The organism is Paraburkholderia largidicola (assembly GCF_013426895.1).
In the GTDB taxonomy this organism is placed as follows: domain Bacteria; phylum Pseudomonadota; class Gammaproteobacteria; order Burkholderiales; family Burkholderiaceae; genus Paraburkholderia; species Paraburkholderia largidicola.
Window position 1 is genome coordinate 1,346,495 of record NZ_AP023176.1, and the last position, 13,380, is coordinate 1,359,874.

Annotated in this window: 13 protein-coding genes and 1 pseudogene; 11 read left to right on the forward strand and 3 right to left on the reverse strand. The window is 66.4% G+C overall.

What is annotated here, in order from left to right; genetic code table 11:
- Window positions 1–10 precede the first annotated feature (10 nt).
- Window positions 11–1,393: an MFS transporter gene (locus tag PPGU16_RS34760; RefSeq protein ID WP_180725381.1), complete on the reverse strand. Its 1,383-nt coding sequence runs from the start codon at window positions 1,391–1,393 to the stop codon at window positions 11–13.
- Between the two features lie 321 nt (window positions 1,394–1,714).
- Here PPGU16_RS34760 and PPGU16_RS34765 point away from each other — a divergent pair.
- Window positions 1,715–1,858, forward strand: a pseudogene (locus PPGU16_RS34765) (DMT family transporter); the annotation flags it as partial.
- Window positions 1,859–1,984: 126 nt separating this feature from the next.
- On the forward strand, window positions 1,985–2,305 hold the full coding sequence (gene ppnP / locus PPGU16_RS34770; RefSeq protein ID WP_180725382.1) for a pyrimidine/purine nucleoside phosphorylase: 321 nt from the start codon (window positions 1,985–1,987) through the stop codon (window positions 2,303–2,305).
- 64 nt (window positions 2,306–2,369) lie between these two features.
- Here the strand turns inward: ppnP and PPGU16_RS34775 are convergent, their stop codons facing one another.
- Window positions 2,370–3,332 carry a LysR substrate-binding domain-containing protein gene (locus PPGU16_RS34775; protein ID WP_180725383.1) on the reverse strand — a complete coding sequence of 321 codons (963 nt, stop codon included), beginning with the start codon at window positions 3,330–3,332 and terminating at the stop codon, window positions 2,370–2,372.
- Between the two features lie 135 nt (window positions 3,333–3,467).
- Between PPGU16_RS34775 and PPGU16_RS34780 the strand changes: the two genes are divergently transcribed.
- The 9 genes from PPGU16_RS34780 to PPGU16_RS34820 are packed head-to-tail and all read left to right on the forward strand — an operon-like array spanning window position 3,468 to window position 11,798.
- Window positions 3,468–4,535 (forward strand): ABC transporter substrate-binding protein, encoded by a 1,068-nt coding sequence (locus tag PPGU16_RS34780; protein ID WP_180725384.1) that lies wholly within the window; start codon window positions 3,468–3,470, stop codon window positions 4,533–4,535.
- A 54-nt stretch (window positions 4,536–4,589) separates the two neighbouring features.
- Window positions 4,590–5,660, forward strand: a complete 1,071-nt coding sequence (locus PPGU16_RS34785) for an ABC transporter ATP-binding protein (RefSeq protein WP_180725385.1) — start codon at window positions 4,590–4,592, stop codon at window positions 5,658–5,660.
- Window positions 5,647–6,519 carry an ABC transporter permease gene (locus tag PPGU16_RS34790; RefSeq protein ID WP_180725386.1) on the forward strand — a complete coding sequence of 291 codons (873 nt, stop codon included), beginning with the start codon at window positions 5,647–5,649 and terminating at the stop codon, window positions 6,517–6,519. Before PPGU16_RS34785 ends, PPGU16_RS34790 begins: the two co-directional genes overlap by 14 nt.
- 4 nt (window positions 6,520–6,523) lie before the next feature.
- Window positions 6,524–7,321: an ABC transporter permease gene (locus tag PPGU16_RS34795; RefSeq protein WP_180725387.1), complete on the forward strand. Its 798-nt coding sequence runs from the start codon at window positions 6,524–6,526 to the stop codon at window positions 7,319–7,321.
- Window positions 7,318–8,454, forward strand: coding sequence for an NAD(P)/FAD-dependent oxidoreductase (locus PPGU16_RS34800; protein WP_180725388.1), 1,137 nt, complete (start codon window positions 7,318–7,320; stop codon window positions 8,452–8,454). Before PPGU16_RS34795 ends, PPGU16_RS34800 begins: the two co-directional genes overlap by 4 nt.
- A gap of 7 nt (window positions 8,455–8,461) precedes the next feature.
- The gene (locus PPGU16_RS34805; protein ID WP_180725389.1) at window positions 8,462–8,803 is read left to right on the forward strand and encodes a (2Fe-2S)-binding protein; all 342 of its coding nucleotides are present in this window, start codon (window positions 8,462–8,464) and stop codon (window positions 8,801–8,803) included.
- Window positions 8,793–10,211, forward strand: coding sequence for an FAD/NAD(P)-dependent oxidoreductase (locus tag PPGU16_RS34810; protein ID WP_180725390.1), 1,419 nt, complete (start codon window positions 8,793–8,795; stop codon window positions 10,209–10,211). Before PPGU16_RS34805 ends, PPGU16_RS34810 begins: the two co-directional genes overlap by 11 nt.
- The gene (locus PPGU16_RS34815) at window positions 10,204–11,385 is read left to right on the forward strand and encodes an NAD(P)/FAD-dependent oxidoreductase (protein WP_243460674.1); all 1,182 of its coding nucleotides are present in this window, start codon (window positions 10,204–10,206) and stop codon (window positions 11,383–11,385) included. Before PPGU16_RS34810 ends, PPGU16_RS34815 begins: the two co-directional genes overlap by 8 nt.
- Window positions 11,386–11,444: 59 nt before the next feature.
- Window positions 11,445–11,798 carry a RidA family protein gene (locus PPGU16_RS34820; protein WP_180725391.1) on the forward strand — a complete coding sequence of 118 codons (354 nt, stop codon included), beginning with the start codon at window positions 11,445–11,447 and terminating at the stop codon, window positions 11,796–11,798.
- Window positions 11,799–11,828: 30 nt separating this feature from the next.
- On the opposite strand, the gene PPGU16_RS34825 is transcribed toward PPGU16_RS34820, so the two are convergent.
- A complete protein-coding gene (locus tag PPGU16_RS34825) occupies window positions 11,829–13,346 on the reverse strand; it encodes a sensor domain-containing diguanylate cyclase (RefSeq protein WP_180725392.1) in 1,518 nt (505 codons plus the stop codon).
- Window positions 13,347–13,380 lie beyond the last annotated feature (34 nt).

Genomic DNA, 13,380 nt, shown 5'->3' on the forward strand with positions numbered 1-13,380 from the left:
TCAGCGCAGGTCAGTGGGCGAAGGCCGCAGCCCGCGCAGCGTCGTACTCGGTTTTGTCGACGGGGTGAGCGTCAGGCTTGCCGAGTTCGTCCATGTGAACACGGTACGTCTCGCGGGCGCTGAACGCGGCCAGTGCGGCGATGATGGTGATCGCGAAAGCGAGGGCGCCGACCGTCAACCAGATATTGCTGGAGCCCGGAGGCGCGACCGCCGTGAACAGCGCGGGCAACATCGCCGTGATCGCGGTGCCGATGTTCTGCGCGATCGCCATCGCCGAGACGCGGGTCGCCGTCGGGAACAGTTCGGGGTAGAAACTCGGGAACACGGCGTTGTAGCCCTGATAGACGACGCCCCACATCAGGATCGACATCACGAAGGCGAGCGGCACGTTGTGGATGCTGATGGCGTACAGGTAAGCGAACGCCAGCAAGCCCGACAGCAGCGAACCGATGATCATGGGCGGCTTGCGGCCGATCTTGTCCGACAGGTTGCCGACGTACGGAATCACCAGCACGGCGACGATGTTGCCGACGACGGGGATCCACAGGTACATGTCCTTCGCGAAGCCGATGCCGTAGGCCGGCTGCACCGCGTACGCCGCGCCGAAGATGGTCGCCACGACGGGGATGACGTTCATCAACGCCATGCAGATCACGCGCAGCATGTTAGGCGTGCTGTACTTGAACGCATCGACGATCGGCGAGCGGGCCCGTGCAGCGCTGCCCTCTTCCGTGAACGCGGGCGTCTCGTCGACCTTGCGGCGAATGATCCAGCCCGCGATGATGACCACGAAGCTCAGCAGGAACGGAATGCGCCAGCCCCAGACATTGAACTGCTCAGCGGGCATGTAGTGCGCGAGCGGCAGGAACACGGCGGCAGCGAGAATCTGCCCGGCCTGCACGCCTTGCAGCGTGAAGCTGGAGTAGAAGCCGCGCCGGCCGAACGGCGCGTGCTCCAGAATCATCGAGCTTGCGCCGGAGATTTCGCCCGCCACCGCGAAGCCTTGCACCAGACGCAGCAGCACGAGGAACAGGGGCGCCAGCAGCCCGACCTGATCGTACGTGGGCAGCAGGCCAACGCCGATCGTCGAAAAGCCCATCAGGAACATGCATGCGAGCAACACTTTCTTGCGGCCGTGCGTATCGCCGAGGTGGCCGAGCACGAAGGCGCCGATCGGTCGCGCCACGTAGCCCACGCCGTACGTCGCCAGCGACGCGACGATCGCGGTCGTGGCATTGCCCTTGGGAAAGAATATCTGCGGAAAGATCAGCGCCGACGCGGTCGCGTAGATGAAGAAGTCGTAGTATTCGAGCGCCGAGCCGATCCAGCCGCTGGCGGCGGCCTTCTTCGACTGGTGCTTACCCTGGGGCTCGTGGGCTGGGACTGCGGTCATGGTTGTCTCCTGGCTTTGTAGGCTGGCGACTTACAGAGTGTCGACAGGATGGGTCGCAGCGTAGCGCCCCGAGGCCATATAGCACAAGGGATTATCGCCCCTTTTTGTTCGATCATCGCGCATGACTGCGCGATGATCGAACGCTCTGAGGGTTTGTCCGGGTTCGGGAGGGTGTCGGGAGGGGCCTTTTGGTGGCTGGCGGGAGGACGTTTCAACGGGAGAGTCGCGTGTGAAACGTCGAGCCTAAAGCCATTTGGGCACAGCCGTGCGCGTGTAGCGGCGAAGCCATGCCAGGCAGTCCAGTATCGAGCAGGATGACGTGCCGTCTGGACGGGCATCGGCGCGGCGGGCACTGCGCTGCTGGGCATCGCTCTACTGGGCGACTCCGCGGCCCCCATGCGGGTACTGTGCATCGCCCTCATTCTGGCCGGCGTCATCGGACTCAAGCTGGTCTCCGGAAGCTGAAAATAAGCACTGTCCGCGCGGGGTTTCGCAGCCCCGCCGCAGGCAGGCGGTATCATGGCGGCCTCGCGTCGCCACACTCATGCGGCGCTCCTGCTTCCACTCACTACGACCCAAAGGAACTCCGCCATGACGGCCGCAACGCAATTCGATCAGGTTTCCGTTGTCAAACGCGCCAACGTCTACTTCGACGGCAAGTGCGTGTCGCACACCGTTCTCTTCGCCGACGGCTCGCGCAAGACGCTCGGCGTGATCCTGCCCGGCGCGCTCAACTTCGGCACCGACGCACCCGAACTGATGGAAGTGCAGGCGGGCACGTGCCGCATCCGTCTGGAAGGCACCGACGAGTGGAAAACGTACAGCGCAGGCGAGACGTTCTCGGTGCCCGGCAAGAGCCGATTCGACATCGACGTGATCGAAACGCTCGACTACGTCTGCAGCTATCTGTAACGACTCACGCGTATTGCCGCGACGATGCACATTCGTTCGCGGCGACATCGCCATTCGTGATTCGTCATTGACCCGCCCGTTTCGCGCTTTGCTTGCGTGTGCGTTTCGGCGTCGAGTCAGGGACGATCAGCGCCAGCTTCTGCATCACTTCCTCATGCTCCGTGCGGAGCACTTCGACGAACGCCGACGCCAGCCGCTCGCGCGGCTGATTCGGCGGAAACAGCAGATACATCGGGAACATCACGGCGGGCGAGAACGGCCGGATAGCGATATCCGGTCCGGCAAAATCCAGCGCCACGCCCGGATGCGCGAGCGTCACGCCCATGCCGCAGCGCACCAGTTCACAGCAGATCGCCGTGTATTGCGCTTCGATCGCGAGCTTGCGTTCGACACCCGCGCGCACGAACACCTCGTCCATTTGCGCGCGCGTGCCGTCGCCATGGCACAGCGAAATGAACGACTCGCCCTGCAGATCCGCCGGCTTGATGACGGCCTTCGAGGCCAGCCGGTGCGCAGCCGGCATCACGCAGACAGCGGCGACGGTCGACAGCATTTCGACCTCGCAATTCGACGCCTCGCTGATATAGACCGCCACGCCCAGATCGCAGAACTGCGACGCCGTCCAGTGATTGATCGTGCCCGACGTGTTCACGTGCAGCGACACGGTCACGCCCGGATGCAGGTCCTGAAAACGCTTGATCGCATGCGGCACGAGCGTCAGCCCCGCTGACGGCATCGCGGCGATACGCAGACGTCCACTGCCCAGGTTACGGATCTGCGCAGCGGCATTCGTGAGCCCCTGCAGGCCGACATACGCGCGCTCCACTTCGCGAAAGAACGCGGTGCCCTCGCTGGTCGGAATCAGCCGCACGCCGCTGCGCTGAAACAGCAGCAAGCCCGTCTCCCGTTCGAGCTGCGAGATCAGCCGGCTCACGTTCGGCTGCGACGTGAAGAGCGCTTTCGCCGCCGCCGTCATCGACCCCGCCACCATCACCGCGCGAAACGCCTCGATATGCTTCAGGTTCATTGTCGTCAACCCATATCAACCATGTATGGATAGCTATTTTATTCGTATTGGACGATATGACCATTGCAGACCAGACTGTGATCCATTGACACGCCGCCAGAGCGTCCCTTCCCACATCGAATGGAGATCGTCGTCATGCAAGAAACGCTGCGCCGCCGTTGCCGTTTTACGATCCGTGTTCTCTCCTCCGCCCTCTTCGCCGCCAGTCTCACTGCGCCCTTCCATGCCGCGCACGCCGAGACGACGCTGTACGTCGCGAACGTCGGTGGCTCCAACGAGCAGCTTTATCGTCAGAAGATCATCCCGCCGTTCGAGAAAGCGCATGACGTGAAGATCGTCTACGTCGCGGGCAATTCGAGCGACACGCTCGCCAAGCTCCAGGCGCAGAAAGGGCATCAGCAGATCAACGTCGCGGTGATGGACGACGGCCCGATGTATCAGGCAATGCAACTGGGCCTGTGCGCCAAGGTCGACGAGGCGCCCGTCATGAAGGACCTCTATCCGCTCGCGCGGCTCGGCCCGACGTCCGTCGGCGTCGGCATGGTGGCGACGGGCATCGGCTACAACGAACAGGCGTTCAAGAAGCTCGGCCTGCCAGCGCCCGACTCGTGGCAAGTGCTGACCGACAAACGCCTGAAGGGCAAGCTCGGCGTGCCGCCCATCACGAACACGTATGGCCTGCATACGCTCGTGATGCTCGCGCGCATGAACGGCGGCGGCGAAAAGAACATCGACCCCGGCTTCACCGCGATGACGAAGCAGGTCGCGCCCGACGTGCTGTCGTGGGCGCCGACGCCCGGCGAAATGGACGGCCTGATGCAGGCGGGCGACGTCATCATCGCGCCCTACGGCAGCGGCCGCGCGGTCGCGCTGCAGAACACCGGCTTCCCGCTCAAGTTCGTCTATCCGAAGGAAGGCGGCGTCGCGTTGCAGGTTGCGGCGTGCCCTGTAGCGGAGAACGCGCAGCCCAAGCTCTCGCAGGACTTCATCCAGTATCTGCTGAGCCCCGAAGTGCAGGCGATGCAGGCGCAAGGCATCGGCCTCGGCCCCGTCAACAAGACCGTCAAGCTGACGCCCGACGTGGCCGCGCGCGTGCCGTACGGGCCGGACCAGGTCAGCAAGCTGACCGCGATGGACTGGACCACGATCAACCAGCATCGCACCGAATGGACGGAGCGCTGGAACCGCTCGGTCGAGCGATAAGCACGGCAGCCGCAATACAGCCGCAACGCCCGCATCCGCACAGGACCGCCGCTTATGACCTTCCTCACCCTGCAAGGCCTTTCGAAGCGCTACGGCGACTTCACCGCCGTCGAGCATCTCGATCTGTCCGTCGAACGCGGCGAGTTTCTGTCGCTGCTCGGTCCGTCCGGCTGCGGCAAGACGACCACGCTGCAGATGATCGCCGGCTTCGTCACGCCGAGCGCGGGCCGCATCATGCTCGGCGGCCGCGACATCACGCACGAGCGACCCGAAAAGCGCGGCATGGGCGTCGTGTTCCAGAGCTACGCGCTGTTTCCGCACATGACGGTGGCGGGCAACGTCGGCTTCGGCCTGGAGATGCGCAACATGAAGCGCGACGAGCGCGCGGTGCGCGTCGCCGAAGCGCTCGATCTGGTGCGTCTGAAGGGACTCGACGCGCGCTATCCGAAGGAACTGTCGGGCGGCCAGCGCCAGCGCGTCGCGATTGCGCGGGCGCTGGCGATGCGCCCCGAACTGCTGCTGCTCGACGAGCCGATGTCGAATCTCGACGCGAAGCTGCGCGAAGAAATGCATATCGAACTGCGCGCGATCCAGAAGCGCCTCGGCATCACGACGATCCTCGTCACGCACGATCAGGTCGAAGCGATGACGATGAGCGATCGCATCGCCGTGCTGCACAAAGGGCGCATCGCGCAACTGAGCACGCCGTTCGATGCATACGAGCGCCCCGCTACGCCGTTCGCGTCGACGTTTCTCGGCCGCACGAATACGCTGCCGGGCGAAGTGCGGGGCCGCAATCCACGCTGCGCGGTCGTGGACGTCGCGGGCACGACGCTGCACGTGCCGCACGAAGGCCGCGAGGTCGAAGGCGCCGTGCATGTCTATATCCGCCCCGAGAAAGTGCGCCTTGCGAATGGCGATGCGCGCATGCATGGACGCATCGCGAACCGCGTGTTCATCGGCAATCAATGGCTGCTCGAAGTCGACACCGAACTCGGCATGCTGCGTGTCGCGCAGCCGAATTACGGCGCGCCGCCGCCCGATGAAGGCCACGAAGTCGGCCTCGCCTTCACCGACGACGACCTGCGCGTGCTGACCCGGGAGAGCGCCCATGGCAACGCTTGACGATACGCGCGCGGGCGCCGCGCCGTGGCTGCTGTCCGCGCCCGCGCTGCTGCTGTTCGGCGCGCTGCTGCTGGTGCCGCTGGTGCTGACGCTGCTGCTGTCGTTTCGCGTCTTCAGCGACGTGGCGGGCGTGCAGGCCGCGTACACGCTCAAGAACTACGCCGAGGTCGTGAGCGATCCGTACTACGCGGAGATCTTCCTGCGCACGGCGGGACTCGCGCTCGCGGTGACGCTGCTGAGCGTGCTGCTCGGCGTACCGGAAACGATCGTCCTCGCGCGCATGAAACGGCCGTGGCAGTCGCTGTGTCTGCTGATCGTGCTCGGGCCGCTGCTGATCTCCGTCGTCGTGCGCACGCTCGGCTGGCAGATTCTGCTCGGCAACAACGGCGTGCTCAACAGCGCCTTACAGGCCTTGCACATCACGTCCGAGCCGATCCGCCTCGTCTTCACGATGACGGGCATGATCATCGCGCTCACGCATGTGCTGGTGCCGTTCATGGTGATGTCCGTGTGGGCGACGCTGCAAAAGCTCGATCCGCAAGTCGAATGGGCGGGGCTGTCGCTCGGTGGCTCGCCGCTTCGTGTGTTTCGTCGCGTGGTGCTGCCGCAGATCATGCCCGGCGTGCTGTCCGGCTCGATCATCGTGTTCGCGCTGTCGGCTTCGGCCTTCGCGACGCCTGCGCTGATCGGCGGGCGCCGTCTGAAAGTGGTCGCGACGGCGGCGTACGACGAATTCCTCGGCACGCTGAACTGGCCGCTCGGCGCGAGCATCGCGGTGCTGCTGCTGATCGCGAACGTTGCGATCGTGATGGGTTGCAGCCGTCTCGCCGAACGCCGTTTCAAGCACATTTTCGAGTGACGCCATGAAACAGAACGGATTCTGGGGCCTGCTGTTCAACGCGCTGTTCCTCACTTTCATCCTCGCGCCGCTCGTCGTCGTGATGCTCGTCGCGTTCACCGACAAGGGCTTCATCTCGATGCCGTTCGACGGCGCGTCGCTGCGCTGGTTTCGCGCGATCCTGGAGAACGGCGACATCGTGTCGGCGTTCTGGCTCTCCGTGCGGCTCGCGTTCGCGGCGGCGACGATCGGCGTCGCGCTCGCGGTGCCCGCTGCGCTCGCCATCGCGCGTTACCGCTTCACGGGCCGTACCGCGCTGATGAGCTTCTTCCTCTCGCCGATGATGATTCCCGCCGTCGTGCTCGGCATCGCGTTCCTGCGCTTCCTGTCGCTGCTGCAGCTGAGCGGCTCGTTCTGGGCACTGGTCGCAACGCACGTGATCGTCGTGCTGCCGTATGCGCTGCGGCTCGCGCTGTCTTCCGCCGTCGGGCTCGACCGGGATGCCGAGCGTGCCGCGCTGTCGTGCGGGGCGAGCCGCTTCACGGCGTTCCGCCGCGTCGTGCTGCCGATGATCCGCACAGGCGTCGCGGGCGGCTGGGTGCTGTCGTTCATCCAGAGCTTCGACGAACTGACCATGACCATTTTCGTCGCGACGCCCGGCACGACCACCTTGCCCGTCGCCATGTACAACCAGATCGCGCAGACCATCGATCCCCTCGTCGCTTCCGTGTCGGCGGTGTTGATCGTCGGCACGGTTCTGCTGATGGTGCTGCTCGACCGCATGGTCGGACTGGACCGCATTCTGATCGGAGAAGCTCGATGATCCGCAACTCATCCGCCAATCCCGACGTGCTCGTGCTGGGCGGCGGGCTGGTCGGTTCCGCCGTCGCCTGGGGCCTGGCGCGCGAGGGCGCGCACGTGACCGTGCTCGACCAGGACGACGGCGCGTTTCGCGCGTCGCGCGGCAATTTCGGGCTGGTCTGGATTCAGGGCAAGGGCTACGGCCTGTCGCCTTACGCGCGCTGGTCGCGCAGTTCAGCGACGCGCTGGCCCGCGCTTGCTGCGGCGCTGCTCGACGAAACGGGTATCGACGTCGCACTGCGCCAGCCCGGCGGCTTCCAGTTCTGCTTCTCCGACGACGATCTCGCCGAGCGCGAGAAGCGGCTCGGCACGCTGCAACGCGAACTGGGCGATTACCCGTATCAATTACTCGATGCGCACGAGGTGCGCGAGCGTCTGCCGCAGATCGGGCCGGAGGTGATCGGCGCGAGCTACACGCCGATGGATGGCCACGTCAATCCGCTCAAGCTGCTGCGCGCGCTGCACACGGGCATGCAGCGGCGCGGCGTGAAGCTGGTCAACAACGAAGAGGCGCTGCGCATCACGCCCGACAGCGGCGGCTTCGCCGTGCAGGGCAAGCGCGGTACGTATCGCGCGGCGCGCGTGGTGCTCGCGGCAGGCCTCGGCAATCGCGCGCTCGCGCCGCATGTCGGGCTGCATGCGCCCGTCGCGCCGAACCGCGGGCAGGTGCTGATCAGCGAGCGTGTCGCGCCGTTCCTGCACTACCCGACGCTGAACGTCCGGCAAACGGACGAAGGCACCGTGCAATTCGGCGATTCGATGGAAGAAGTAGGCCTGAACGATTTCACCACCACGCACGTGCTGTCCGATATCGCGCGGCGCGGCGTGCGCGCGTTCCCGCTGCTGAAGAACGTGCGACTGGTGCGCACGTGGGCCGCGCTGCGGGTCTACAGCCCGGACGGCTTTCCGATCTACGACCAGTCCGCGCTGCATCCCGGCGCCTTCGTCGTCACCTGCCACAGCGGCGTGACGCTGGCCGCCGCGCACGCGCTGCGCATCGCGCGGTGGATCACCGGCGGCGCGATGCCCGACGAGCTTCCCTCGTTCTCGGGCGCGCGCTTTACCGAATCCCCGGCTCTCATTCCCACTCACTGATTCCGACATGACTTCCACACCGCTATTCAAGGCCCTGCCCGGCGCCGATGCGCCCGTCGATATCTGGTTCAACGATCAGCCGCTGCGCGTGCCGGGCGGCCGGTCGGTGGCCGCGGCGCTGCTTGCTGCCGGCATCGCGCGGTTTCGCGCGACGCCCGTGTCCGGCGCGCCGCGCGCGCCGTATTGCATGATGGGCGCCTGCTTCGAGTGCCTGGTCGAGATCGACGGCGTGCCGAGCCGGCAAAGCTGCATGGTGATCGTGCGCGACGGCATGCGCATCCGCTCGCAGGAAGGCGCGCGCGATCTGCCGCCCGTCGCTGTTTCGCTGGAGGATGCTCATGGCCGCTGAACACGCAGCAGAGTTCGTATCCGAAGCCGTCGATGTCGTCGTGGTCGGCGCCGGTCCCGCCGGCATGAGCGCGGCGACACGCGCGGCGCGCGCCGGTCTTTCCGTCGTGCTGCTGGACGAGCAGGATGCCGTCGGCGGGCAGATCTATCGCGCGATTGGCCGTGCCGACGCGCGCCGCAAGGAGATACTCGGCCCCGACTACGCAGCGGGCGCGACGATCGCCGACGCGTTCTCGCGCTCCGGCGCGCGGCATGTTGCGCACGCGTCGGTGTGGCAGGTCACGCGCGAGCGGTCCGTGCATTACCTGAAGGACGGCAAGGTCGGCAGCTTCGACGCGCAGCGCGTGATTCTCGCAACGGGCGCGCTCGAACGGCCGTTCCCGATTCCGGGCTGGACGCTGCCCGGCGTGCTGACGGCGGGCGCCGCGCAGATCCTGCTGAAAAGCGCTGGCGAAGTGCCCGCCGAGCCGCCCGTTCTCGCGGGCTGCGGGCCGCTGCTCTATCTGCTCGGCTGGCAATACGTGAGAGCGGGCGTGCCGATCCGCGCGCTCGTCGATACGACGCGTCACGAAGACCGCTGGCGCGCGAAGAAGCATCTGCTGTCGGCACTGCGCGCGTGGCCGTTTCTCGGCAAAGGTCTGCAACTGATCCGCACGCTGCGCGACGCGGGCGTGCCGATCTTCGAGGGCGCCGACGATCTGCGCGTCGAAGCGAAGCAGGATGCCGACGGCGTCGAACGCGCCGCCGCACTGAGCTTCACGACGCAGGGCCGCGCGCACAAGGTCGAAGCAAGCGTGATCCTGCTGCATCAGGGCGTCGTGCCGAACACGCAATTCACGCTCTCGCTACGCGCGCAACACCACTGGGACACGGCGCAACTCTGTTTCGCACCGACCACGGATGCATGGGGCGAACTCGACGTGCCGGGCATCTTCATCGCGGGCGACGGTGGCGGCATCGGTGGCGCGCTTGCTGCCGCCGAACAAGGTGCATTGAGCGCGCTCCAGGCCGTCTGCCAGCTCGGCGCAATCGACGCCTCCACGCGCGACTTCGAAGCCGCGCCGCATCGCCGCGTGCTGGCGAACGTGATGCGCATCCGCCCGTTTCTGGACAGCCTGTACCGCCCGCGCGACGCGAACCGCATTCCACGCGACGACGTGATCGTCTGCCGTTGCGAGGAAGTGACGGCAGGCGACATTCGCGGCTTCGTCGAACTGGGCTGCGTCGGCCCGAACCAGGCGAAGTCGTTTGGACGCTGCGGGATGGGGCCGTGCCAGGGACGCATGTGCGGGCTGACCGTCACCGAGATCATCGCGGACGCGCGCAAGGTGCCGCCAGGCGAAGTGGGCTACTACCGCATCCGTCCGCCCATCAAGCCGCTCACACTGGGAGAACTCGCCGGTGAATGACGCCGCCCTGTCCCCTTCCGCCGACACGCGTGAAGCCGATGTGCTCGTGATCGGCGGCGGCCTGCACGGATCGAGCAGCGCCTTCCATCTGGCTGCGCGCGGCGCGCAGGTGATCGTGCTCGAAGCCGATTACGTCGCGCGGCACTCGTCGGGCGTGAACGCGGGCGGCGTGCGCACGCTCGGTCGGCCCGTGCCTGAAATTCCACTGGCGCTGATGTCGCGCGAAATCTGGCACACGTTGCGGGACACGCTTGGCGACGACGGCGGCTTCGTGCCTTCAAGCCAGTTGAAGATCGCCGAGACGGAAGCCGAACTCGACGAATGCCGCGAGCGCGTCGCGCTGCTCGAAGCCCATGGCTTTACGCACGAAAAGCTGATCGACCGCGCCACCTTGCTCGAACTCGAACCCGCGCTCGCGCCGCATGTGACGGGCGGCATCTGGGTCGAACGCGACGGCTACGCGTTGCCGTTCAGGACCACGACGGCCTTCCGGCTCGCCGCGCAGCGACACGGCGCGCGGTTCTTCGAAGGCACGCCCGTGACCCGCATCGAACAGCGCGGCACGCGCTGGCTCGCGCACACGCCGCGCGGCACGTTCAGCGCGGAAAAGCTCGTCATCACGGCGGGCGCGTGGGCGGGCCAACTGGCCGAGCAGGTCGGCGAGCGCGTGCCCGTTCATCCCGAAGGACTGATGCTGATGGTCACGCATCGCGTCGCGCCCTTCTGCCGCGCGACGCTCGGCGCAACGGGCCGTCCACTGTCGTTCAAGCAGTTCGACAACGGCACGGTCGTGATAGGCGGCAAGCTGATCGGGATTGCCGATCTCGATGGACGGCATGGCGAGGTGGACTTCGCGCGCCTCGTGCGCAGCGCGAATACCGTCGTCGATCTGTTCCCGCATTTGCGGCATCTCGGCGTCAATCGCGCGTGGGCGGGCGTCGAAGCCTTCACCGACGATGCATTGCCCGTCATCTCGACGAGCCGCCGCGCGTCGAATCTCGTCTATTCGTTCGGCTATTGCGGCAGCGGTTTTCAGCTCGGGCCGGCATGCGGACGGCTCGTCTCCGAACTGGTGCTCGACGGCAAGACTTCGTTGCCGCTCGACGCGTTCGCGATCGACCGCTTCGCGCAGCAGGCCGTCTCCGAACGGACGGCGAGCGCCGTCGCGCATTGATTCATGCGCGCGCTGTCCGGCGCGCGATTTAACACTTCAACCAGGGAGCAAACCAACGTATGTCCGATATCGTGAGAATCGAAACGAATCAGCGCATGAGCCGTGTCGTCAAGGCGGCGGGGCTTGTGTTCATCGGCGGCCAGACGTCGAACGATCACGCGCCCGATGTGAAGGCCCAGACGGCGAGCGTGCTGGCGAAGATCGACGGCTTTCTGGAGAAGGCGGGCATCGACAAGACGCGTCTCGTGTCCGCTCAGGTGTGGCTTGCGAACATCGAGCGCGATTTCGCGGGGATGAACAGCGTGTGGGACGCATGGGTCGCGCCCGGCTGCGCGCCGACCCGCGCGACCGTCGAGGCGAAGCTGGCCGCGCCGGAGCTGCTGGTCGAAATCGCCGTCGTCGCGCTGGCGTAGCGGCTGGGCTTCGAAGCGGTCGCCGCGCGCCTACGCGTTTGCGACGCGATACGTGCCGCGGCCCGCCTGCTTCGCGCTGTATAGCGCCTGGTCTGCGCGCCGGATCAGGCCGTCGACAGAATCGTCGTTCGCCGCCAGCGCAATGCCGACGCTGGTGCCGATGCTGACGGCCTCGCCCGTCGACAGATGGTACGGCAGCGCGATGTCGCGGATCACGCGCTGGGCCAGCGCGACGACGGAAGGCAGCGTGGTGTGGTCGGCGATGATCGCGAACTCGTCGCCGCCCAGCCTCGCGACCAGTTCACCCGGACGCAGCACGCGCGACAGCCGCGACGCGACCGTCTCCAGCACCTCGTCGCCCGCGCAATGGCCGAGCCGGTCGTTGACCTGCTTGAAGCCGTCCAGGTCCAGATACATCATCGCGATCGCATCGCCGTTCATCCGCGCGCGATCCAGCAGGATCTGCTCCAGCCGGTCACGCAGTTCGCGGCGGTTCGGCAGGCCCGTCAGCGCATCGTGCCGCGCCAGGTGCAGAATCTTCGCCTCCGTCTGCCGCCGCTCCGTCACGTCCTCGATGATGATGACGGCGCTGCCGTCCGGCACCGGGTTGCGGGTCAATTCCAGCTGGCGGCCGTCCTCGAGTTCGAGACCCATCGGGCTGCGCTCGTCGCCGAGCCACGCGCTGAACCGCTCGACGAGCCGCTTGCGCAACGCTCCGCCGAATTGCGCGATGCCCACATGACCGATGAACTCCGGCAGCGGCACGTTGAGCTTGAGCATTTCGACCGTCGCGCCGAACAGTTCCGCCGTGCGGCGGTTGGCGATCACGACCTTGCCCGCTCCATCGACGGTGCACAGGCCATGCGGCATGTAAGCCAACGCGGCGTCGAAGCGCGCGGCCAGTTCGGCGTGGCGATGTTCGGCCGTCATCAGCGCGACGAGACCGTTGTAATGGCGTCGCACCACCGACACCATCGCCGCGTTGTAGGCGATGAGCGGCGGCACGAGAATCCATGCGCCGCTTTGCGGCGCGATCAGCGCGCCAATGCCGATCGGCACGGTGCCGAGAAAGATCTGCGCGATAGCGAGCCGTGGCAGCGCCGCATTGCGCGACGCGATGCCGCCGAGAATGCCCGCCGCGACCATGATCGCGAGCGTGGCCAGTTCCTTGTCCGGCGAGAGAAAGCACGCCGCCGTGCCGAGGCCGAGCAGCAGGCAGGCAATCAGGCTGACGGGCGCATAACGGGCTGCCCACGGGGCGGGATGCACCTCGGCGACCCGGCTGCGCGTCACGTAGAGGCGCACGATGCCGAGGCGCGCGGCCAGCACGGCGATATCGGCGATCAGCCAGAGCGCCGTCCATGTCTGATGCAGCCGAAAACACGCGACGACAGCCACGAAAATGCTGGAGATGCCCGACAGGAACAACGGCCATGCGTTGTCGAACAGCGCGGACAGCAGCGCGGCGCGCACCGACGGGCTGACAATGGCTTTCTCTGGCGTGGGCGTCGCCAGTAGCGATTCGAACATGGAAGTTTTCTCGGACATGGCTCCGCCGTGGTCGGGACGCTGCATTCCGGCC

Coding starts and splice junctions, on each gene's coding strand:
- ppnP (WP_180725382.1), top strand. CDS start 1,985: ATGACGGCCGCAACGCAATTCGATCAGGTTTCCGTTGTCAAACGCGCC.
- PPGU16_RS34775 (WP_180725383.1), bottom strand. CDS start 3,332: ATGAACCTGAAGCATATCGAGGCGTTTCGCGCGGTGATGGTGGCGGGG.
- PPGU16_RS34800 (WP_180725388.1), top strand. CDS start 7,318: ATGATCCGCAACTCATCCGCCAATCCCGACGTGCTCGTGCTGGGCGGC.
- PPGU16_RS34780 (WP_180725384.1), top strand. CDS start 3,468: ATGCAAGAAACGCTGCGCCGCCGTTGCCGTTTTACGATCCGTGTTCTC.
- PPGU16_RS34820 (WP_180725391.1), top strand. CDS start 11,445: ATGTCCGATATCGTGAGAATCGAAACGAATCAGCGCATGAGCCGTGTC.
- PPGU16_RS34760 (WP_180725381.1), bottom strand. CDS start 1,393: ATGACCGCAGTCCCAGCCCACGAGCCCCAGGGTAAGCACCAGTCGAAG.
- PPGU16_RS34795 (WP_180725387.1), top strand. CDS start 6,524: ATGAAACAGAACGGATTCTGGGGCCTGCTGTTCAACGCGCTGTTCCTC.
- PPGU16_RS34790 (WP_180725386.1), top strand. CDS start 5,647: ATGGCAACGCTTGACGATACGCGCGCGGGCGCCGCGCCGTGGCTGCTG.
- PPGU16_RS34825 (WP_180725392.1), bottom strand. CDS start 13,346: ATGTCCGAGAAAACTTCCATGTTCGAATCGCTACTGGCGACGCCCACG.
- PPGU16_RS34805 (WP_180725389.1), top strand. CDS start 8,462: ATGACTTCCACACCGCTATTCAAGGCCCTGCCCGGCGCCGATGCGCCC.
- PPGU16_RS34785 (WP_180725385.1), top strand. CDS start 4,590: ATGACCTTCCTCACCCTGCAAGGCCTTTCGAAGCGCTACGGCGACTTC.
- PPGU16_RS34810 (WP_180725390.1), top strand. CDS start 8,793: ATGGCCGCTGAACACGCAGCAGAGTTCGTATCCGAAGCCGTCGATGTC.